At 39.4% G+C, this 19,537-nt stretch carries 23 protein-coding genes and 1 pseudogene; 7 read left to right on the forward strand and 17 right to left on the reverse strand.

The window, feature by feature from the left end; all coding sequences use genetic code 11:
- The first annotated feature begins 67 nt into the window (after positions 1–67).
- From AFM12_RS04585 to AFM12_RS04605, 5 genes are all read left to right on the forward strand, one after another.
- Complete coding sequence (locus tag AFM12_RS04585) at positions 68–1,210, forward strand: glycosyltransferase family 4 protein (RefSeq protein ID WP_055144340.1); 1,143 nt, start codon at positions 68–70, stop codon at positions 1,208–1,210.
- Positions 1,207–2,553 carry a hypothetical protein gene (locus AFM12_RS04590; protein ID WP_131458189.1) on the forward strand — a complete coding sequence of 449 codons (1,347 nt, stop codon included), beginning with the start codon at positions 1,207–1,209 and terminating at the stop codon, positions 2,551–2,553. The genes AFM12_RS04585 and AFM12_RS04590 overlap by 4 nt, the downstream gene beginning before the upstream one ends.
- Positions 2,550–3,629, forward strand: a complete 1,080-nt coding sequence (locus AFM12_RS04595; protein ID WP_055144344.1) for an acyltransferase family protein — start codon at positions 2,550–2,552, stop codon at positions 3,627–3,629. Before AFM12_RS04590 ends, AFM12_RS04595 begins: the two co-directional genes overlap by 4 nt.
- Before the next feature lie 13 nt (positions 3,630–3,642).
- A complete protein-coding gene (gene glgB / locus AFM12_RS04600; protein WP_055144346.1) occupies positions 3,643–5,553 on the forward strand; it encodes a 1,4-alpha-glucan branching protein GlgB in 1,911 nt (636 codons plus the stop codon).
- A 93-nt stretch (positions 5,554–5,646) separates the two neighbouring features.
- Positions 5,647–6,375: an outer membrane lipoprotein-sorting protein gene (locus AFM12_RS04605; RefSeq protein WP_055144348.1), complete on the forward strand. Its 729-nt coding sequence runs from the start codon at positions 5,647–5,649 to the stop codon at positions 6,373–6,375.
- A 56-nt stretch (positions 6,376–6,431) separates the two neighbouring features.
- Here AFM12_RS04605 and thrC read toward each other — a convergent pair whose 3' ends face one another.
- Complete coding sequence (gene thrC / locus AFM12_RS04610; protein ID WP_055144351.1) at positions 6,432–7,736, reverse strand: threonine synthase; 1,305 nt, start codon at positions 7,734–7,736, stop codon at positions 6,432–6,434.
- An 88-nt stretch (positions 7,737–7,824) separates the two neighbouring features.
- On the opposite strand from thrC, the gene AFM12_RS04615 reads away from it, so the two are divergent.
- Positions 7,825–8,946 (forward strand): THUMP domain-containing class I SAM-dependent RNA methyltransferase, encoded by a 1,122-nt coding sequence (locus tag AFM12_RS04615; RefSeq protein ID WP_082391194.1) that lies wholly within the window; start codon positions 7,825–7,827, stop codon positions 8,944–8,946.
- On the opposite strand, the gene carA is transcribed toward AFM12_RS04615, so the two are convergent.
- Entirely contained in the window at positions 8,943–10,043 is a 1,101-nt protein-coding gene (gene carA / locus AFM12_RS04620) for a glutamine-hydrolyzing carbamoyl-phosphate synthase small subunit (protein ID WP_055144353.1), read from the reverse strand. The two genes, AFM12_RS04615 and carA, sit on opposite strands and share 4 nt — an antisense overlap.
- A 209-nt stretch (positions 10,044–10,252) precedes the next feature.
- Between carA and AFM12_RS04625 the strand changes: the two genes are divergently transcribed.
- Complete coding sequence (locus tag AFM12_RS04625) at positions 10,253–11,074, forward strand: universal stress protein (protein WP_055144355.1); 822 nt, start codon at positions 10,253–10,255, stop codon at positions 11,072–11,074.
- A gap of 49 nt (positions 11,075–11,123) precedes the next feature.
- On the opposite strand, the gene rplQ is transcribed toward AFM12_RS04625, so the two are convergent.
- The 15 genes and pseudogenes from rplQ to rplF all read right to left on the reverse strand — a co-directional run bounded on the left by rplQ (position 11,124) and on the right by rplF (position 19,509).
- Positions 11,124–11,669 carry a 50S ribosomal protein L17 gene (rplQ, locus tag AFM12_RS04630; RefSeq protein ID WP_055144356.1) on the reverse strand — a complete coding sequence of 182 codons (546 nt, stop codon included), beginning with the start codon at positions 11,667–11,669 and terminating at the stop codon, positions 11,124–11,126.
- Positions 11,670–11,758: 89 nt separating this feature from the next.
- A complete protein-coding gene (locus tag AFM12_RS04635) occupies positions 11,759–12,748 on the reverse strand; it encodes a DNA-directed RNA polymerase subunit alpha (RefSeq protein ID WP_055144357.1) in 990 nt (329 codons plus the stop codon).
- A 91-nt stretch (positions 12,749–12,839) separates the two neighbouring features.
- Positions 12,840–13,445: a 30S ribosomal protein S4 gene (rpsD, locus tag AFM12_RS04640; protein WP_055144358.1), complete on the reverse strand. Its 606-nt coding sequence runs from the start codon at positions 13,443–13,445 to the stop codon at positions 12,840–12,842.
- An 81-nt stretch (positions 13,446–13,526) separates the two neighbouring features.
- The gene (rpsK, locus tag AFM12_RS04645) at positions 13,527–13,922 is read right to left on the reverse strand and encodes a 30S ribosomal protein S11 (RefSeq protein WP_055144360.1); all 396 of its coding nucleotides are present in this window, start codon (positions 13,920–13,922) and stop codon (positions 13,527–13,529) included.
- A 58-nt stretch (positions 13,923–13,980) separates the two neighbouring features.
- Positions 13,981–14,355: a 30S ribosomal protein S13 gene (rpsM, locus tag AFM12_RS04650; protein ID WP_055144361.1), complete on the reverse strand. Its 375-nt coding sequence runs from the start codon at positions 14,353–14,355 to the stop codon at positions 13,981–13,983.
- 5 nt (positions 14,356–14,360) lie between these two features.
- Positions 14,361–14,477, reverse strand: coding sequence for a type B 50S ribosomal protein L36 (ykgO, locus tag AFM12_RS04655; protein WP_055144362.1), 117 nt, complete (start codon positions 14,475–14,477; stop codon positions 14,361–14,363).
- Between the two features lie 31 nt (positions 14,478–14,508).
- Positions 14,509–14,727 (reverse strand): translation initiation factor IF-1, encoded by a 219-nt coding sequence (gene infA / locus AFM12_RS04660; protein WP_055144363.1) that lies wholly within the window; start codon positions 14,725–14,727, stop codon positions 14,509–14,511.
- Position 14,728: 1 nt separating this feature from the next.
- Positions 14,729–15,532, reverse strand: coding sequence for a type I methionyl aminopeptidase (gene map / locus AFM12_RS04665; RefSeq protein ID WP_055144364.1), 804 nt, complete (start codon positions 15,530–15,532; stop codon positions 14,729–14,731).
- Between the two features lie 4 nt (positions 15,533–15,536).
- Positions 15,537–16,862: a preprotein translocase subunit SecY gene (gene secY, locus AFM12_RS04670; protein ID WP_055144366.1), complete on the reverse strand. Its 1,326-nt coding sequence runs from the start codon at positions 16,860–16,862 to the stop codon at positions 15,537–15,539.
- Between the two features lie 20 nt (positions 16,863–16,882).
- Entirely contained in the window at positions 16,883–17,272 is a 390-nt protein-coding gene (locus AFM12_RS19970) for a DUF4332 domain-containing protein (RefSeq protein WP_165492335.1), read from the reverse strand.
- An 81-nt stretch (positions 17,273–17,353) separates the two neighbouring features.
- Positions 17,354–17,788 (reverse strand): annotated as a pseudogene (gene rplO, locus AFM12_RS19805) (50S ribosomal protein L15); the annotation flags it as partial.
- 49 nt (positions 17,789–17,837) lie between these two features.
- Entirely contained in the window at positions 17,838–18,014 is a 177-nt protein-coding gene (gene rpmD / locus AFM12_RS04680; protein ID WP_055144367.1) for a 50S ribosomal protein L30, read from the reverse strand.
- A gap of 31 nt (positions 18,015–18,045) precedes the next feature.
- The gene (rpsE, locus tag AFM12_RS04685; RefSeq protein WP_055144368.1) at positions 18,046–18,552 is read right to left on the reverse strand and encodes a 30S ribosomal protein S5; all 507 of its coding nucleotides are present in this window, start codon (positions 18,550–18,552) and stop codon (positions 18,046–18,048) included.
- A 20-nt stretch (positions 18,553–18,572) separates the two neighbouring features.
- Positions 18,573–18,920 (reverse strand): 50S ribosomal protein L18, encoded by a 348-nt coding sequence (rplR, locus tag AFM12_RS04690; protein WP_055144370.1) that lies wholly within the window; start codon positions 18,918–18,920, stop codon positions 18,573–18,575.
- A 37-nt stretch (positions 18,921–18,957) separates the two neighbouring features.
- Positions 18,958–19,509 (reverse strand): 50S ribosomal protein L6, encoded by a 552-nt coding sequence (gene rplF / locus AFM12_RS04695; protein WP_055144371.1) that lies wholly within the window; start codon positions 19,507–19,509, stop codon positions 18,958–18,960.
- Positions 19,510–19,537 lie beyond the last annotated feature (28 nt).

A 19,537-nucleotide genomic window follows, 5' to 3' on the forward strand; every position in this document is an offset into this window, starting at 1 on the left:
AAGCCCTGCTCAGCCTGAGAATTTTAAATCCTTATTTTTGCCAAAACCTAAAGACCCTTCTCTCTGAATGAGAATATTGATTGTTCACCAGTTTCTCTGGTCGCATTATAAAGCTGGAATTTTTAAACAGTTGGAAAAGCTGATTGGTAAAGATCAATCAAGCGAGCTACACATCATTCAGACCGCCAAATACGAAAAATCTAGACTTGATTTTGGCGAAGCGGATACTACAATTCACGATTATAAATACGAGCTCCTTTTTGATGATGTTTACGAAAACACAGGACTTTTAAACAGGGTCAAAAGAGTGTTTCACCGGATCCGCAAATTTAAACCGGAGGTAATCAATCTACCCGGTTACTATGAACCCGCTATGATTCTGGTTCACTTTATCTCGAAATTCCTTGGGATTAAAGTTATTCTTTCGATTGACTCTACCGAAGGCGATAATCCGAATACCTGGTATGGTGAATTGATAAAGAAAATCATTATCGGTGCAGCTGATGGCTTTTTCTGCTATGGCACTATGGCTGCTGACTACATGAAAAAGCTGGGTGCTAGCGAAGATGAAATTCTGATGAGAAGAAACTCTGTTAATAACGACCGGGTATTCAAAATATACAGCAATCATAAATTATCTGAAGAATTTAAAACAGAGCGTCCTAAATACCCTAAGCACAATTTCATTTTCGTTGGAAGGTTTCTGGAAATCAAAAACCTCATCATGCTCATCAATGCATTTCAAAAACTGGATACGGGAGAAGAATGGGGTCTGATACTTGTTGGAGATGGGCCTCTGAAACCTCAAATGAAAGAAGTCATCAATGGTAACCCTCAAATTTCTATTCTACCTCCTCAGGAATGGCACGGAGTTCCGAAAAAGATGGCTTTGGCAGATATCCTGATTTTACCTAGTTATTCGGAGCCATGGGGACTGGTAACAAATGAAGCCATGGTATGCGAAATGCCTGTCATCGTTTCGCAGAAATGTGGTTCTTCAGCTGATTTGGTTAAAAACGGTTATAATGGCTTTACCTTTGATGCGTATAACGAGACCGATTTGATTGAAAAAATGAGATTCTTTGTAAAGGATTCGTCGAAAATTCAGGAATTTGGTCAAAACTCCTCTGAACTGATCAAAACATTCAGTCCTGAGAGAGTAGCCCAAGATATGCTAACAGGTTTCAAAAAAGTAGTGAATAAGAAATGATGCTTTTCGATAAAATATTGAAGCATCGTGATGCCATTGCTATCAGTATGGTTTTCTGTAGTGGCCCTCTGAATTATGGAATCAGGGATGGACTGGGTGTAGCTCCAAACAGTGCTATTTTCACTCTAATCTTTATGTTTGGTGGAATTTTTCTTGCATTACCCTACCGTGATCTTAATAAACTGTACAGAAATGATACTCCTCTGACTTTTCTGGCTTTGGTATATTTAGTTGTGACATTGCTTTACATGTTCGTTTATGTGAAGGAATACTATTTCCCCATCACGGTTAAGATATATGATTGTATAGTCATCGGAATTACCCTTTATTTCCTCTTTTACCTTTCAACAGTTAAGGCAAAAACTCTTCGGTTTAATTTCCTCCGCTTTTCAATTTTTATCTCTTTTATTGGTTGTTTAGGCCTTTTGGCCTACGCCGTTTTGAATCCTGACTTCGTATTGGGTCAACGTCTTGCTATATCCTTTAAAGGCGATTCCGAAATGGATTCTATGGGTAACCCGCATATTTTCGGGAGAGGAGCATTTTTCGGAATCATTTCGGCATTGATATATCTCAAATACGAAACAAGAAGCATTTACCGCAACCTGACCTACCTTTCACTTCTGGTCTTTTTGGCCGTCCTTGTTCTTTCTCAGGCAATGTCCAGTATCATGGCTGGCTTCGGGGCCATAGCTTTTTTTGTTTGGCATAATTCATCATTTCTTGGCCTTATAAAAGGAGCCAGAAAATTATTAACCAAATGGTATTTCTGGGTTATACTCATTGCCTTGATCGGGAAAGGGATTGATGTTTTCAGAAAAAATGAGGCTATAATTGAGCTCGGTTATAATGTCATAGAACGAAGGGTTGAGAAACTGGTCAATACTATTTTTGCCTCTGAAGATGAGAACGACATTACCGCTGAAGAAGTAGTTACTGACGAGTCTGCCGAAGGTCGAGTGGCCACACTCAAAATTGTCAGAGAAAGTCTTATCGAAAACTTTGAAGAAGGCTGGTATCATAAGATTTTTTTCGGTCATGGGTATTTTGCTCTATATGTAGATGTCCCCATAGTTGAAGTTTTTCACTCTTATGGCTTGGCCGGGCTAAGCATTTTCCTTGTTTTCTTTATCAGTATGATCATTTACAGTTGGCGGGAAATGAAAAACCCTCAAACGATAATTTCGGAATGGACAGCTTATGGTTTTGTCTATTTCTTCATTTTTACGTTTACCAATGGCTTGATCATGGATTACAACCGGTGGACTTTCTTTATAATGGTCTGCAGGTTTATGCCGCCGGCAATTAAATATGTTACCCAGCTAAAAGTATCTAAAGCTTGACCTATTCGAGAGAAAATAATTTTGACCTTATCAGGTTGGTGGCTGCAATTCAGGTCATGCTTTTCCATGGCTTCACTTTTTTTAACATGACAAATGTCAGTTGGGGAAAAGACTTCCAGATGTTTGTCTATTTGCTTCCGGGTGTACCTATTTTTTTCACCATCAGCGGGTTCCTGATTTACCAGTCTCTGGAAAGAAACAGAACCAGGCTTAAGAAATACTTTGTCAATCGGGGATTACGAATTTATCCGGCTCTTTATGTTTGTCTGGCCTTTACTATTCTTTTGCTTTTAATCTCCGGCAAAATTTACTGGCCGCTAATTTTCAGTAAATCTTTTATTGGATGGCTTGGAGCTCAGTTGACCTTTTTCCAATTCCTCAAAATTCCTGCTTTTGAAAGCTGGGGCGTGGGCCACCCAAATGGGAGTTTATGGTCTATTTCAGTGGAAGTTCAGTTTTACTTGGTTTTACCTCTGATGGTTATTTTTCTTTTAAAAGAAAAGACAAGCCTTCGATCAAAGAATCTTATTCTAGCTGCCATAGTTGCTATTTCGCTGGCTTACAACATTTGGGTGAAAAGAACATTCCCTCAAGATACTCCTGAGTTTAAATTGCTGAGCTTATTTATACTGGAGTATCTCTATTTCTTCTGTACGGGCATTCTAATTCACTTGAACTTCGATTTTCTTAAAAAGTACCTTGTTGGCAAAGGCTGGATTTGGATTCTTATTTTCGTGCTTTTCACAGCTATCTTTCATAGTTGGCTGAATCTTTTCGAAAATGTATACGATGCCTCTATTTTAGGAATAATTGGAGAAATAATTCTTTCATTAGCCACCATATCCGCAGCTTATAGCATGCCTTCGTTAAGTAAAAAGCTGCTAAATGGTAACGACCTTTCTTATGGTATTTATATTTACCATATGCCAGTCTTCAATTACTTTTATAATCAACAGCCAAACATTACCTTACAAAAGTTTATAGTCATTTGTGCGGCTATCATTTTCATTGCTTTCCTTTCATGGAGAGTTGTCGAAAAAAATGTACTTAAATTGAAGACGAAAATACAGTTATAACCTATACCGAGATATGTCAGACAATCAAAACGTACTACCCCATAGTTTATTCACCGATTTTGACATTCACCTTTTCAAATCGGGGAAACATTTCAAGTTGTATGAAAAAATGGGCTCTCATGTCCTAACACATGAAAATCAGAAAGGTACGCTTTTCTCTGTCTGGGCTCCTAATGCCAATGCTGTTTCTGTTATAGGTAACTTCAATGGCTGGAATAAAGAATCTCACAAATTGATGCCTCGCTGGGATCATTCAGGTATTTGGGAGGGTTTCATACCTGGTCTTGAAAATGGCGAGGTTTATAAATATGCTATTGATACCAAACATGGAGAGTGGATTGAAAAAGCTGACCCGTATGCTCTGATGTGGGAACTCCCCCCAAGAACGGCAAGTATTGTTTGGGACACCTATTATGAGTGGGAGGACAAAGACTGGTTGGCTAAAAGAAAAGACAAAAACTCGCTTAAATCTGCCTATTCGGTATACGAAGTACATTTAGGTTCATGGAAACGTGACCCGGCTGACAATGACCGAAGGCTTACTTATCGTGAAATTGCAAGAGATCTTGTACCATACGTGAAAGAACTCGGTTTCACTCATGTAGAGTTTATGCCAGTCATGCAGCACCCATTTGAGCCCAGCTGGGGATATCAGGTTACAGGATACTATGCTGCAGCAAGTCAATTTGGCAATCCTCAGGACTTGATGTTTTTGATTGAGGAACTGCATAAGAACGATATTGGAGTTATTCTCGATTGGGTACCTTCTCATTTCCCGGGCGATCAACACGGACTATACAGGTTCGACGGCTCAGCTTTATATGAGCATGAGAACCCTTTGGAAGGCTATCATCCGGATTGGAAGAGCTATATATTCAATTACGGTCGTTACGAGGTAAGGTCTTTCCTCATCAGCAACGCCTTATTTTGGCTTGACCGTTTCCACGTTGACGGTCTTCGAGTTGATGCCGTGGCCTCTATGCTTTACCGAGACTACTCAAGAAAAGAAGGCGAGTGGATTCCAAACCAGTTCGGCGGACGTGAAAATCTTGAAGTTATTTCTTTACTTAAAGAACTCAATGAAGAGGTTTATAAACAATTCCCCGATACGCAGACTATTGCAGAAGAGTCGACTGCTTTCCCAGGAGTTTCAAGACCGACATTCAGCGGTGGACTTGGTTTCGGTATGAAATGGATGATGGGTTGGATGAACGATACATTAAGCTATTTTGAGAAAGATCCGGCTTACAGAAGGCACCATCAAAATGATATCACGTTCAGTACCGTTTACGCCTTTTCTGAGAACTTTATGCTGCCCCTATCCCACGATGAGGTAGTCTATGGTAAAGGTTCTTTATTAGACAAAATGCCGGGTAATGAATGGCAGCAATTTGCCAACCTTCGCTTGCTATACACTTACATGTTCACCCATCCGGGAGCAAAACTCATTTTTATGGGTGGTGAATTTGGCCAAAGAGCCGAGTGGAATTTTCAATATAGTCTTGATTGGCATGAGGTGGAGAAGCCTTTAAATAAAGGAGTTTCAAAACTGTTGGCCAAGCTAAATAACTTGTACAAAACAGAGTCGGCCCTGACAGAATATCAATTTGAAGGAAAAGGATTCAGCTGGCTGGACACTTCTGACAATGAAAACTCTGTACTGTATTACAAAAGGAAAAGTGATGACGAAGAAGTCTTTGTCATTCTCAACATGACCCCGGTTCCAAGGGAGAATTACGAAATAGGCGTACCTAAATCGGGTACTTATACCGAAGTATTTAACAGTGACAATGGTGATTTTGGTGGAAGCAATATAACCAATGGGAAAATGAAAGCCTCAAAAAAAGAGATTCATGGAATGGATTATTCTATTTCTATCAACCTACCTCCTCTGGCTGGCGTAATCTTTAAACATCAGAAATAAAAGGCCAATATTGAAAATGAGCCGCTGGTAAAGTTATTCTGGTCAAGTCCGGAAAACTTTTATAAGTTGAATGAAATCAAACTATAAAAATTCATGAAAAACATTGTTTTGTCATTTACACTAATGGCAATATCTTTCAATCTATCTGCCCAAACAGCTGAAGAAATTGTTGCCAACTACATTGAGAAGATTGGCGGGAAAGAGAACCTTGAAAAGCTCCAGAGCATTAAAATGGAAGGCGACGCAAATACAAACGGTATGGAGTTTCCCCTAACCATTTTATTAAAAGGAAAAGATCACTACAAAAGCTTTGTTTCATTTCAAGGAATGGAAATTGTACAGCCGGCCTCATATGATGGTGAAGAAGTTTGGAACACCAATCCAATGACCATGCAGAATGAAAGAATGGAAGGAGATGCAGCTGAAGCCGTAAAAAAAGAAGCTCAGGATTTTCCTGACGCATTGCTAACGTATAATGAAAACGGGTACGAATTAGAACTTGGTGAAGAGGCTGAGGTAGAGGGTGAAGCTTGTTACAAAGTCACTTTAGTAAAACCAGATCAGACCATTCAAGGAATGGAAGTTAGTGGCAGAACTGACTTTTATATTAGTAAAGACTCAGGTTTAGTTCTCAAAAAATCCCAAAACTCTGGTATGGGGCCATTAGAGACCATACTCAGTGATTATCAGGAAGTAAATGGGATTTTGTTCCCATTTCTGATGGAAACGAAAATGGGGGGTAATGTTGTAAGCTCAGTGAATATTAAAAGCATAGAAACCAATATCCCAATTGATGATACGCTATTCAGTTTTCCTGAATAAACAATAAAAAGAGGATCTTGGACAATTAAAAAGGAGCTTTAAAGCTCCTTTTTAATTTATAATACTTTTTCAAGATAAGCTTTAAAAGCCGCATATTCGGTGGTCATTCCTTGAGCGACCTTTTCTTTAGAGATGAGTTCTTCCAGCCTTTCAGGGATTGGAAGCTTGCCTCCCAAAACGGCCTCTACATCTGGTAAAAACTTGGCATAGTGTGCGGTTGAAAGAAAAACTCCCGTTGCTTTTGAGATGTCTACCAGATAGTCTCGCAATCCTAAATAGGCAATGGCTGTATGTGGACAGACTACATAATTAAAATTATCCTTTAGTTCTTTAATAGCTACTTTCGTTTCTTCATCTGTATAAGCAAAGCCAACAATTTGATCTTTGATTTCTTCAAATTGATTTCCAAAAAGAGCTTTAAGCCTTGGGAAGTTACTTGGGTCACCTACATCCATAGCATTTGAAATGGTACTGATAGAAGGTTTAATCGGACTGTATTCTCCAGATCTCAAATATTCCGGAACGACCTTGTTTACGTTGGTAGCAGCCACAAACTTCTGAACCGGCATACCCATTTTGTAGGCAATAACACCAGCACTCAGGTTTCCAAAATTTCCACTTGGCACTGAAAAAACAATAGGTAAGCCTTTACCTTTCAATCTTGAATAGGCATAAGCATAATAAAACGCCTGTGGGATCAGACGAGCAATATTGATAGAATTAGCCGAAGCTAAGTGATGCTTAGCTCTCAATTCTTGATCCAGAAAAGCCGTTTTGACTAACTTCTGACAATCATCAAAAGTACCGTCAACTTCTAGGGCAGAAACATTCTTACCTAGAGTTGTCAACTGCTTTTCCTGAATTTCGCTGACTTTACCTTTAGGGTAAAGAATAATTACATTAATGTTGGGCGTTTCATAGAAACCTTGGGCCACAGCTCCCCCAGTGTCGCCGCTGGTTGCCACCAAAATATTGATCTTTCTACTTTTCTTCTGTAAAAAATAAGACATCACCGCCGCCATAAAACGGGCACCGAAATCCTTAAACGCCATCGACGGACCATGAAAAAGCTCCAAACAATACAAGTTCTCCCCTACCTCAACCGATGGTGCATCAAAATCAATAGCTTTCTCTATGAGATTCTGTAAATCCTTTCTCGGAATTTCTTCTTCAAAAAATGCGGCAGCAATCTCCAGTGCTATCTCACTGAGACTCATTTTATCAGAGTTTTCCCAAAAAGAGGAAGGTAAAACCGGAATACTTTCAGGCATATATAGACCATTATCTGAAGGTAGTCCCTGAAAAATGGCTTCCTCAATCCCGACGGATTCACTAATCTGATTTGTGCTGTACAACTGCATTTTTGAGTATTTCCTTAAAGAGCCGCAATTTTAGGAAATTTATTTCCTTATGGCTAAGCTTTGCTTACAAATAAGCTAGTTTTGCCTCATGGAGCCGTATTTGATGACCGCCAAAACCCTCTCAGGACTCGAAAGTATTTTGGCCAAAGAAATTGAAGAACTGGGTGGTTTAAAAGTAGAAAAAGGTAAACGTATCGTATACTTTGAGGGTAATGATGGTCTGATGATGAAAGCAAATCTGGGACTACGCACAGCTCTCTCGATCCTTATTCCGTTTGCGGAATTTCAGGCCAAAAATGAAAATGAACTCTACCAGGAAACACTTGACATCCCTTGGGAAGATATTTTCAGTTTGAGAAATACCTTCTCAATTCAATCTGTTGTTGGTGGCGAATATTTCAATCACTCAAAATATGTGGCTCTTAAAGTCAAAGATGCCATAGCTGATCGATTCAGAAAGGTGACTGGCCGCAGGCCAAATGTTGATCCCAAGGATGCTGATTATCAAATTAACGTACACATCAATCGTGACCGCTGCACACTATCTTTTGACTCTTCTGGCAAAACACTCGATAAGCGAGGCTATCGTTTAAAATCTAACGAAGCTCCTATCAATGAGTGCCTTGCTGCAGGTATAATTTTAAAATCAGGCTGGGATAAAAAACGATGCATTTATGATCCCATGTCTGGTTCAGGAACTTTCGGGATAGAAGCGGCTCTGATTGGCCGGAATATGGCTCCAGGTATGAAACGCCGTTTTTCATTTCAAAATTGGGCCGACTTCAACCAAGAGCTTTTCTATCAAATAAAGGATGAATTAAAAGCTCAAGAAACTGAACTGCAAACAGAAATTTATTGCTCAGATATCGAGAAGCAAAATCTCTCAATAATTACCGAAAACGCTGTGCGAGCAGGTGTAATCGATGATCTGACGATTGAGCATCTTGACTATTTTAAATCCTCGAAAAGATGCGACAGCGGAGTTGCATTTCTTAATCCTCCATATGGCGAAAGAATGAACCTCGACCATAGTAAGGAAACCTATAAAGCGATTGGTGATCAGCTTAAACAGCACTACACTAACTGTGATGCCTGGGTAATTAGTTCTAATATGCCCGCAATGAAAGCTTTTGGCCTAAAAGCCGAATCAAAAGAAATGGTGTTTAATGGCGGCCTTGAATGCCGCCTTCAACACTACAAACTTTTTTAGAGCGTACTCACAAAATCGTCAAAAAGGTATCTTGAATCGTGAGGCCCGGGAGCGGCTTCAGGGTGATACTGCACAGAGAAAACAGGTTTCCCTTTCACTTCCATTCCTTCAACGGTGTTATCATTGAGATTGATGTGGGTAATCTCCACGGTATTTACCTTCTTAGCTTCTTCAATACTCACCGCAAAACCGTGATTTTGAGAGGTAATTTCAGACTTACCTGTTTTCAGGTTTTTCACCGGATGATTCAATCCTCGGTGGCCATTGTGCATTTTATAAGTATCAATACCACAAGCTCTGGCAATAATCTGATGACCCAGACAAATACCAAACATAGGCTTACCGCTATCAATCAGATCTTTTACAGTATCCACCGCATATTTCATAGCGGCAGGGTCGCCAGGTCCGTTAGATATGAAGTAGCCATCTGCACCCCAGGCCTTGATTTCATCTGCCGGAGTTTTGGCATTGAAAACCTTCATATAACAGCCTCTTTGAGTAAAGTTTCTAAGAATATTGGTTTTGCAACCCAAATCCAGAACAGCTAGTTTTTTACCGGCAGTTTCCTCACCATAAAAGAAAGGCTCATTGGTACTTACTTCACTAGAAAGCTCCAGGCCTTCCATTGAAGGACATTTCTTTAACTCAGCCATCAATTCATTCACATCTTCAATTTCAGATGAAATGATACAGTTCATGGCTCCGGCATTTCTGATATGTCTTACAATCTGACGAGTGTCAACATCACAAATACCAACGATTCCGGCCTTCTCAAAATAGTCTTCCAGCGAACCATCAGCGGTTTTTCTCGAATAATAATGCTCAGCATAAGCATTGCATACCATCCCCTTGATTTTTACACTTGATGACTCCTCCTCTTCTCCGAGTTTAATACCATAATTTCCAATATGAGAAGTGGTATTCACGATGACCTGACCAAAATAAGACGGATCAGTGTAAATCTCCTGATAACCTGTCATTCCAGTGTTAAAGCAGATTTCTCCGGCTGAAGTTCCTCTTTTCCCTAATGCTTTACCTTTGAATAGTGTACCGTCTTCTAAGAGTAAGTAAGCGGCTTTCGTCTGAGTGTTGTCCATTAAGACTCTATGATTTCCGATTGAGTAGTATAAATTATCGGAGCGTAAAGTTAGATAAAAAATACGCAATCAAATAACCTTTTGGTAAATTGATGAACAGAACAAACGTTTATGAAACGAAAAATAAGAATTATCATATTTGTTAAAAATGAAACTCATAGTCCTTTCTAACTCATAATAAGAACTTTAGTACATAAACAATTACTCCCATGAAAATTCTTATCGGAACAGATTTTAGTAAAGCATCTGAGAATGCCATTGAATACACTACTCAAATAGCTCGTAATTTTATTGCTGAGGTGGTTTTAGTTCACTCTTACTTACCACCTATGGTAGACCCTTCTATCCCAGTGGGTATGTTGGAGGCCAATGAAATTACAGTTATCAAGGAGTTTGATGAAATTCTGGAGAAGAAGGTTCGCAAACTTCGTGAAAGCGGTGTCAGAGCTTCATACAAGGTTGTTATCGGTGACCTGAGACATGCCTTTGAAGAAGTAACTAAAGACACTGAGCCAGCAGATTTGATAGTACTCGGAAAAACTGAGAATCCTGATTTTTTGGATAAACTCATAGGATCAACCTCTCAGCATCTGCTGAATCAGGTTCAGGTTCCACTTTTGGTTGTTCCTGAGAATTATCCTGTTACTCTTCCAAAGGCATTTGCCTATGCCACTCAATTAGAATTCGAAGAGTCTGATATAATCAAAAAAGTTAAAGAAATGTCAGGAAGGTTAAAGTCCAAACTTCATTTCGTAAAGGTTCAGTTAGATAATGACCTTGATATTAACCCCGACTTGCCTTTAATCAAGGAAATCAATGGAATAACAGGATTGGAGAAAACAGAAGTTGATTATGTTAATGCAGAAAGTCTCAAAGAAGGACTCTCAGCTTATATCAAAGATCATGATATTTCACTTCTGGTATTGGCCTCACATAAGCGAGGGCTTCTTGACGGAATACTGGCTCCAAGCCAGAGCAGAAAGCTTTTGAGTAAGATCAAAATACCCGTTTTAATCTATCACTTTACATAAAAAAAGGGAGGCAAAAGCCTCCCTTTTAGTTTTGCTGCTTATTGATTGATTAATCTTCTTTCTCTTCTTCAGAAGAATCATTAGCTTCTTCAGCCGGAGCTGCTTCCTCAGCCACTACTTCTTCAGTAGTTTCTGCCACAGCTTCTACTGTCTCTTCAGATGATTTCTTCTTACCTCTACGACTTCTTCTTGACTTACCAGCACCAGAAGAATCACCGTCAGTAGAAAGAAGGTTCTCATTGAAATCAACAAGCTCGATAAGAGCCATCTCAGCGTTATCACCAAGACGGGTTCCTAACTTAATGATACGAGTGTAACCACCATTTCTTTCAGCTACTTTTTCACTAATTGTAGTGAAAAGCTCAGTAACGGCTTCCTTATCCTGAAGGTATGAGAAAACAACCCTTCTTGAATGCGTAGTATCATTCTTAGATTTAGTAATCAAAGGCTCAGCATACTTACGTAGTTCTTTTGCCTTGGCTACCGTTGTTGTAATTCTCTTTGACTTGATCAAAGAAACAGCCATGTTACTTAACAAAGCACTGCGGTGAGATTTTGTTCTCCCCAGATGATTTACTTTTTTTCCGTGTCTCATTTTTGTAATTCGTAAGTATCGGTTAAGGTTGCGTATCGCAGCTGGCAATCCCCACCTATTACGATTTTAAAGGTTAATAAAATCCGCGATTATTCTTCGTCCAGTTTGTATTTTGATACATCCATACCAAAATGCAATCCTTTTTCAGCTACAAGCTGCTCAAGCTCAGTAAGTGACTTCTTGCCGAAGTTTCTGAACTTCATCATATCTGCAACCTCAAGCTTCACAAGATCACCAAGTGATCTGATATCTGCTGATTTAAGACAGTTATAAGCTCTAACTGAAAGATCAAGATCCTGAAGAGATGTTTTCAGAAGTTTTCTCATGTGCAAGAATTCTTCGTCAACCATATCGTTCTCATCATCACCAGTGGTATCAAATACCATGTTTTCATCAGTGAACTTCAGGAAGTGTTGAATCAAAATGTTTGCAGACTCCTGAAGAGCCTTCTCAGGGTGAATAGACCCGTCTGTTTTGATTTCAAGCAGAAGTTTTTCAAAGTCAGTTCTTTGCTCAACACGAGTGTTTTCTACATTGAACTTAACGTTTTTAATTGGAGTGTAAATAGAGTCTACAGCAATAAAGCCTACCGGCAATTCCTGATTTTTCTGCTCCTCAGAAGGAACATAACCTCTACCTTTATCTACAACAATCTCAAACTCTAATTCTTTTTTAGAGTCAAGTCGAGCAATTACAAGATCAGGATTCAAAATTTCGAAACTCTGTGTGAATTTAGAAATATCACCAGCTGTAAGCTCTGTTTGGTTTTTAACCTTGATAGAAATTTTATTGTCTACATAGTCTGAAACCTTCTTAAATCTTACTTGTTTAAGATTCAAAATAATTTCAGTTACATCATCCACAACACCTTCAATCGATGAGAATTCATGAAGAACTCCAGGAAACCTTACAGCCGTAATTGCATAACCCTCTAACGAGGATAGCAGAATACGACGCAAAGCATTTCCTATAGTTACCCCATATCCTCTTTCAAGTGGTTTAAACTCGAAAAATCCATGAAAGTCGTCAGCTTTTTCCATCACGACTTTATCGGGCATTTGAAATGCTAAAATTGACATACTATGGCGTATTTTTTCGTTAACGAAAGAAGATTCAGGAATTTCCTAAATCTGAGAAATGCTGGTCGCTTTGGAAGCGACCAGCTATATATTATTTATTGTACAATTCGACTACCGCCTGATCATTGAAGTTTTCAGGAACAAGTTCTCTTTCAGGATATGAAATGAACTTACCAGTCATTTCTTTAGCATCATACTCAAGCCAGCCGTATTTACTTGCAGAGTTAAGGCTTAAGCTTTCAAGGATTGAATCCATAGCTTTTGACTTCTCTCTTACGCCGATTAACTGACCTGGCTTCACTAAGTAAGAAGGGATATTCAAAACCTCACCGTCAACTACGATATGCTTGTGTGAAACCAACTGTCTCGCAGCTCTCCTTGTAGGAGCGATTCCTAATCTGTAAACCAAATTATCAAGTCTTGATTCACAAAGTTGTATAAGGTTTGTACCAGTTTGACCCGGTCTTACAGCCGCAAGGTGGAAGAAACGAGCAAATTGTTTCTCTAGCATACCGTACGTATACTTCACTTTTTGCTTTTCCTGAAGCTGCAATGCATATTCAGATTTCTTACTTCTTCTACCGCGTCCATGCTGACCCGGACCATAATTTTTCTTTTGTAAGGCTTTGCTTGGACCCATTACTGGTTCACCAAACTTTCTTGAAATTTTCGCCTTTGGACCTGTGTATCTTGCCATTTTTAAAATTTAATACTCATGAGAACTTCTGGCCCCAATGTCCAAACCAGCTTTCTCTATGAGCCATGAAACAAATATTAATTAAACTCTTCTTCTTTTAGGAGGACGACAACCGTTATGAGGCAACGGAGTCTTGTCGGTGATAGATACCACTTCGATACCTACACTTTGAATAGTTCTGATAGCAGACTCTCTTCCTGAACCCGGACCTTTCACAAATACGTCAGCCTTTCTCATTCCAGCCTCGTACGCTTTTTGTCCACAGTCCTGAGCTGCAGTTTGAGCAGCATATGGAGTGTTCTTTTTAGAACCTCTGAAACCCATTTTACCAGCAGATGCCCATGAGATTACCTGACCTGTGCTGTTGGTAACAGAAATAATAATATTGTTGAATGAAGCCTTGATGTGAACTTCACCATGAGGTTCTACAACTACTACTCTTTTTTTAGCCTTGTCTTTTCTTTTAGCTTGAGCCATTATCTAATTTAATTAAGCAATTTGGCGGGTTTATTAACCCCTGATCAACGATTAAATCTTATTTAGTAGCCTTCTTCTTGTTAGCCACAGTTTTTCTTCTTCCCTTACGGGTTCTTGAGTTGTTCTTTGTATGCTGACCACGTAACGGTAAACCTTTACGATGTCTCAAACCTCTGTAACAACCAATATCCATCAAACGCTTGATGTTTAGCTGAACATCTGAACGAAGAGCACCTTCAACCATATATTCTTCAGCAATAATGTTACGAACAGCGTTCGCTTCATCATCAGACCACTCTCCTGCTTTCTTGTCAACTGAAACTTCAGCCTTTTCCAAGATTTGCTGAGCTGAACTACGGCCCACACCAAAAATGTACGTAAGGGCAATAACGCCTCTTTTGTTATCCGGAATATCTACACCTGAAATCCTCATATTTCTTAACCTTGTCTTTGTTTAAACTTTGGATTCTTTTTATTGATCACATAGATTTTTCCTTTTCTACGGATAACCTTGCAATCTGCACTACGCTTTTTTACTGATGCTTTAACTTTCATGATCTGAAAAATTAGAGGCAAACCTCATTGATTACTTATATCTATAAACTATTCTCGCTTTTGAAAGATCATATGGAGACATCTCCATCTTCACTTTATCTCCAGGCAAAATACGGATATAGTGCATCCTCATTTTCCCTGAAATGTGAGCTATAACCTCGTGCTTGTTTTCCAATTCCACTCTAAAGCGGGCATTAGAAAGTGCCTCCGTTATAATTCCATCTACTTCTATATTTGCTTGTTTCGCCATATTACACAAAAAACATTTTCTTTTCTTCCAGTACTTTTTCAATGTACTCGAAGGTGGTTAAAATATCATATCCATTTTCAGTAACCATAACGGTATGTTCATAATGAGCAGCAGCGGATCTGTCTTCTGTTCTGATGGTCCAGCCATCTTCTTCCTGAAGAACAAAACGCTTACCTAAAGTCACCATTGGTTCAATCGCAATAACCATCCCTTTTTTCATTCGGGGTCCGTTACCTCTTTTACCAAAGTTTGGAACTTCGGGAGCTTCGTGTAAATGTTTACCTACACCGTGACCTACTAACTCACGAACAATACCATAACCGTTCCTTTCATTGTATGACTGAATCGCGAAGCTTAAGTCACCAATTCTATTTCCTGGTTTTACCTGATTTATACCTTCATATAATGATTCTTTGGTAGTCCTCAACAATTCTTTAACCGAATCATCAACCTCACCAATCATGTAGGTATAAGCACTGTCTGCATGAAAGCCATTTTTATAGACTCCGCAGTCAATAGATATTATGTCACCACTTTTAAGAACTCTATCACTCGGAAAACCATGTACTACAACTTCATTCACCGAGATACATAATGAAGCTGGAAAACCTCCGTAACCTTTGAAGGAAGGAACACCACCATTATCTCTGATGAACTGTTCCGCAACCTCATCTAATCTGGCGGTAGTTACACCTTCATCCAGAATTTTGGCTACTTCAGCATGGGTTTTACCTAGAATATCTCCGTTAGCTCTGATTATTTCAGCTTCCTCTGCAGACTTCAGGTAAATTGATCTTTTACCCATGAAATTATTGAGCTACAACAGTAGTCTGTCTTCCTTGAAGACGACCAGACTGCATTAAGCCCTCATATCTTTTCATTAACAAATAACTCTCAATCTGCTGAAGGGTATCCAAAACAACACCTACAAGTATTAGCAGGGAGGTACCGCCAAAGAATTGAGCAAACACATTACTAACACCAAACAAACTTGCGATCGCCGGGAAAATTGCAATTGCTGCTAAAAGTACAGCACCAGGCAATGTTATTCTATCCAGGATAGCAGCAAGATAATCCGATGTTGCAATTCCAGGTTTTACACCAGGAATAAAGCCACCTCCTCTCTTCATATCATCTGCCATTTGATTAGGATTAATCGTAATCGCAGTGTAGAAGAAAGTAAAGGCGATAATTAAGAATGCATAGAGAGCATTATACTGCCAGGAAGTGAAATCAGAGAAAACAGTCTGAACATTAGCCCAGAAATCACTCTTCTCAGCAAACAAACTCGCAATAGCAGCCGGAGCAAACATCAAAGCCTGACCGAAAATTATTGGCATTACACCTGAGATGTTCACTTTCAAAGGAAGATATTGTCTTTGACCAGATACTACCTTATTTCCTACAATTTGCTTTGCATACTGAACAGGAACTCTCCTAACAGCTTGTGTTACAGCTACAGCAAAAACAACTACAAGGAACAATATTACCATCTCAATGATGAAGAACAAGATTTGTCCACTATTGGCTCTTGAGCTAAACTCCTGAACCAAACCAGCTGGCAAACTTGCAACGATACCGATCATAATGATCATTGAAATACCGTTACCAACACCTTTCTCTGTCATTCTTTCACCTAACCATACACACATCATTGTGCCTGCCACAAGAATAATAACAGAGGAAAAGTAAAATAATCCCTGATTTATTGTGATCGCGTCCGTTGGTATAGCCGTTTTAAGATATGTAAAACCTTGCACAGCTGTAACCGCAATGGTCAACCATCTTGTGATCTGATTTAACTTCTTTCTTCCAGATTCACCTTCTTTTTGAAGTTTACTGAAATAAGGTAAAGCTAAGCCCATCAACTGAATGGCAATAGAGGCAGAAATATAAGGCATGATACCCAATGCCATGATGGAAGCGTTACTAAACGCACCACCTACAAGGGTATCAAGCAATCCAAGAAGACCATTCCCTCCTGTCAGATCCTGTAAACGCGTAGGATCAACACCAGGAAGAACGATAAAGGATCCCACTCTGAAAATTACAATGATCAATAGAGTATTGAGAATTCTGTTTCTCAATTCTTCAATAGACCAAATATTCTTAAGGGTCGTAATCAGTTTATTCATCGTCAGAGTCTTCTGTGGTATTATTCAGGTCTTCCGCCTTTTAATCTGTCTTGTAGTTCGTTTAACTCATCCCACTTACCAGCCGCAGCAAGACCAGCCTGCTCAGGCCATGTAGTTGGGTTATGTGAGGCATATCTTGACCCAGCTTCAGCTAAGATATTCGCGATATCATCAGCACTGGTTTCAGATAATTTTGCAAAGGTACCAATTCCAGCATCAACCAGCAATTCTGCAATTTTAGGTCCGATTCCCTCAATTTTTTTAAGGTCATCGCCACCTTTAGAAGCCTTCTTCTTTGGTGCAGCTTTTTCCTTCGCAGGAACGGCTTCCACTTTAGAAGTAGCTTTCTCTTCCTTAACTGACGTAGTCGCTGCTTTCGGAGTCGATTTCTTCTCTTTCTTTGTTTCCATTGCCACTTCCTTACGAGAAGAAGAAGCTTTAGAATCCAACTTCAAACCTTCTGACGTTTCAGGGCTAAAAGAAGCATCAACAACAGCCGAACCACCGGCTTTTTCAATTGCTTCAACAGCTGACTTTGAGAAGGCATTAACTTTAACTTCCAATGAAGAAGTTAATTCGCCTCTACCAAGTACTTTTACTGTATCTGACTTTTGAATGAAACCTGTATTGTATAGGACTCCTAAATCCACAGCCTTAACACCGGCATCAGCCAAAGATTGAAGTGTATCAAGGTTAATGGCCTTGTGAACAACTTTGTTTGGATTTTTGAAACCAAACTTAGGAACTCTTCTCTGAAGTGGCATCTGACCACCTTCAAAACCTCTTTTTTGAGAGTATCCTGAACGAGATTTTGCACCTTTATGTCCTCTTTTGGCAGTTCCACCACCACCAGAACCTTGACCTCTACCTACTCGCGTGTTCTGCTTATTTGAGCCTTCAGCCGGCTTTAGATTACTTAAATTTATCATTACTCTTGTATTTACGCAGATTTTGAATCTACTCGGTTATCCCTGTTTACTTTTCTACTTTTACTAAATGCTGAACCTTGTTAATCATGCCTTCAATAGCCGGATTCAATTCAAGTTCAACGGTACGGTTGATTTTACCTAAGCCTAAAGCCTCAATCGTCTTCTTTTGCTTTTGAGATCTGTCAATCGTACTCTTAATCTGAGTAATTTTTACAGTTGCCATTATCTATTACTAATTAGCTAAATCTTGGAAATTATCCGTTAAACACTTTGCTTAACTTCACTCTTCTCTGAACAGCCACCTCATGAGGAGCTCTCATCTTAGAAAGAGCATTGATCGTTGCCTTAACAACATTATGCGGGTTTGAAGAACCTTTAGACTTTGCAAGTACATTGTGTACACCTGCAGCCTCAAGCACCGCACGCATCGCACCACCGGCGATTACACCTGTACCGGGAGCAGCCGGTTTAACGAAGACGTAACCACCAGAGTACTTACCATACATTTCGTGGGGCACTGTATCGTTGACGATAGGAATTTTCACCAAATTCTTTCTCGCATCATCTACTGCTTTAGAAATAGCATCGGTAACTTCATTAGCCTTACCTAGACCATGACCCACAGATCCTTCTCCGTCGCCTAAAACAACTATCGCTGAAAAACTGAATCTACGACCACCCTTTACCACTTTGGCAACACGGTTTATCGCTACTACTTTTTCCCTTAATTCAGATTCGTTTACTTTTATTCCTTTACTCATCGTGATAATCGTTTCAGGTATTAAAATTTAAGTCCGCCTTCTCTGGCACCGTCAGCTAACGCCTTCACGTTGCCGTGGTACAGATATCCGCTTCTGTCAAAAACACAAGAAGAAACACCGTTATCAACGGCTTTTTTAGCAAGGCCTTCGCCTACTTTCTTCGAGTTTTCAACACTCACAGAAGTTAAACCAAGCTCTTTGGATGAAGCAGAAGCAAGAGTTACCCCGTTCACATCATCAATTAATTGAGCGTATATTCCTTTATTAGAGCGGAAAACAGACAATCTCGGAGTCTCAGCGGTTCCCTGAACCTTCTTTCTGATTCTCCATTTTACCTTTTGTCTTCTCTTTGCTTTAAAAGTTGACATTATATATTCGTTAATATCTTAAATACAATAATTAAAATTACTTCGCTGCAGTTTTACCAGCCTTTCTGCGAATCTGCTCACCAGTGAAGCGAACACCTTTACCTTTGTAAGGCTCAATTTTTCTAAGTTCTCTTAGTTTAGCCGCAACCAAACCGATCAATTGCTTATCAGAACCTTCAAGGATAACCTTTGGGTTTTGTCCTTTCACCATTTCAGTCGTCACCTTCAACTCTTCAGGTACAACAAAAATGATATTGTGAGAGTAACCAAGAGATAAATCAAGAACATTACCTTGGTTGGTTGCTTTATAACCTACACCAACAAGCTCAAGCTCTTTCTTATAACCTTCGCTCACACCTACTACAGCGTTATTCACCAAGCTTCTGTACAAACCATGAAGAGCCTTGTGTCTCTTCTGTTCTGTTGGTCTTAACACTTTTAGCTCTTCTCCTTCCTGCTCCAGCTTGAAGTCAGGATCAATTGGTTGTGAAAGCTCACCCTTCGGGCCTTTCACAACAACATTATTATCACTTCTACTAACGGTTACACCAGCAGGAAGCTTAATAATTTTATTACCGATTCTAGACATTATAAAAAGTTTAAGGCCACGCTGTCTG

Source organism: Jiulongibacter sediminis, from assembly GCF_001306455.1.
Classification (GTDB): domain Bacteria; phylum Bacteroidota; class Bacteroidia; order Cytophagales; family Spirosomataceae; genus Jiulongibacter; species Jiulongibacter sediminis.

What these genes read in the sequence shown, in the direction of transcription:
- AFM12_RS04585 (WP_055144340.1), top strand. Translation starts at nt 68, where the DNA reads ATGAGAATATTGATTGTTCACCAGTTTCTCTGGTCGCATTATAAAGCT.
- AFM12_RS04590 (WP_131458189.1), top strand. Translation starts at nt 1,207, where the DNA reads ATGATGCTTTTCGATAAAATATTGAAGCATCGTGATGCCATTGCTATC.
- glgB (WP_055144346.1), top strand. Translation starts at nt 3,643, where the DNA reads ATGTCAGACAATCAAAACGTACTACCCCATAGTTTATTCACCGATTTT.
- AFM12_RS04605 (WP_055144348.1), top strand. Translation starts at nt 5,647, where the DNA reads ATGAAAAACATTGTTTTGTCATTTACACTAATGGCAATATCTTTCAAT.
- thrC (WP_055144351.1), bottom strand. Translation starts at nt 7,736, where the DNA reads ATGCAGTTGTACAGCACAAATCAGATTAGTGAATCCGTCGGGATTGAG.
- AFM12_RS04615 (WP_082391194.1), top strand. Translation starts at nt 7,825, where the DNA reads ATGGAGCCGTATTTGATGACCGCCAAAACCCTCTCAGGACTCGAAAGT.
- carA (WP_055144353.1), bottom strand. Translation starts at nt 10,043, where the DNA reads ATGGACAACACTCAGACGAAAGCCGCTTACTTACTCTTAGAAGACGGT.
- AFM12_RS04625 (WP_055144355.1), top strand. Translation starts at nt 10,253, where the DNA reads ATGAAAATTCTTATCGGAACAGATTTTAGTAAAGCATCTGAGAATGCC.
- rplQ (WP_055144356.1), bottom strand. Translation starts at nt 11,669, where the DNA reads ATGAGACACGGAAAAAAAGTAAATCATCTGGGGAGAACAAAATCTCAC.
- AFM12_RS04635 (WP_055144357.1), bottom strand. Translation starts at nt 12,748, where the DNA reads ATGTCAATTTTAGCATTTCAAATGCCCGATAAAGTCGTGATGGAAAAA.
- rpsD (WP_055144358.1), bottom strand. Translation starts at nt 13,445, where the DNA reads ATGGCAAGATACACAGGTCCAAAGGCGAAAATTTCAAGAAAGTTTGGT.
- rpsK (WP_055144360.1), bottom strand. Translation starts at nt 13,922, where the DNA reads ATGGCTCAAGCTAAAAGAAAAGACAAGGCTAAAAAAAGAGTAGTAGTT.
- rpsM (WP_055144361.1), bottom strand. Translation starts at nt 14,355, where the DNA reads ATGAGGATTTCAGGTGTAGATATTCCGGATAACAAAAGAGGCGTTATT.
- ykgO (WP_055144362.1), bottom strand. Translation starts at nt 14,477, where the DNA reads ATGAAAGTTAAAGCATCAGTAAAAAAGCGTAGTGCAGATTGCAAGGTT.
- infA (WP_055144363.1), bottom strand. Translation starts at nt 14,727, where the DNA reads ATGGCGAAACAAGCAAATATAGAAGTAGATGGAATTATAACGGAGGCA.
- map (WP_055144364.1), bottom strand. Translation starts at nt 15,532, where the DNA reads ATGGGTAAAAGATCAATTTACCTGAAGTCTGCAGAGGAAGCTGAAATA.
- secY (WP_055144366.1), bottom strand. Translation starts at nt 16,862, where the DNA reads ATGAATAAACTGATTACGACCCTTAAGAATATTTGGTCTATTGAAGAA.
- AFM12_RS19970 (WP_165492335.1), bottom strand. Translation starts at nt 17,272, where the DNA reads ATGGAAACAAAGAAAGAGAAGAAATCGACTCCGAAAGCAGCGACTACG.
- rpmD (WP_055144367.1), bottom strand. Translation starts at nt 18,014, where the DNA reads ATGGCAACTGTAAAAATTACTCAGATTAAGAGTACGATTGACAGATCT.
- rpsE (WP_055144368.1), bottom strand. Translation starts at nt 18,552, where the DNA reads ATGAGTAAAGGAATAAAAGTAAACGAATCTGAATTAAGGGAAAAAGTA.
- rplR (WP_055144370.1), bottom strand. Translation starts at nt 18,920, where the DNA reads ATGTCAACTTTTAAAGCAAAGAGAAGACAAAAGGTAAAATGGAGAATC.
- rplF (WP_055144371.1), bottom strand. Translation starts at nt 19,509, where the DNA reads ATGTCTAGAATCGGTAATAAAATTATTAAGCTTCCTGCTGGTGTAACC.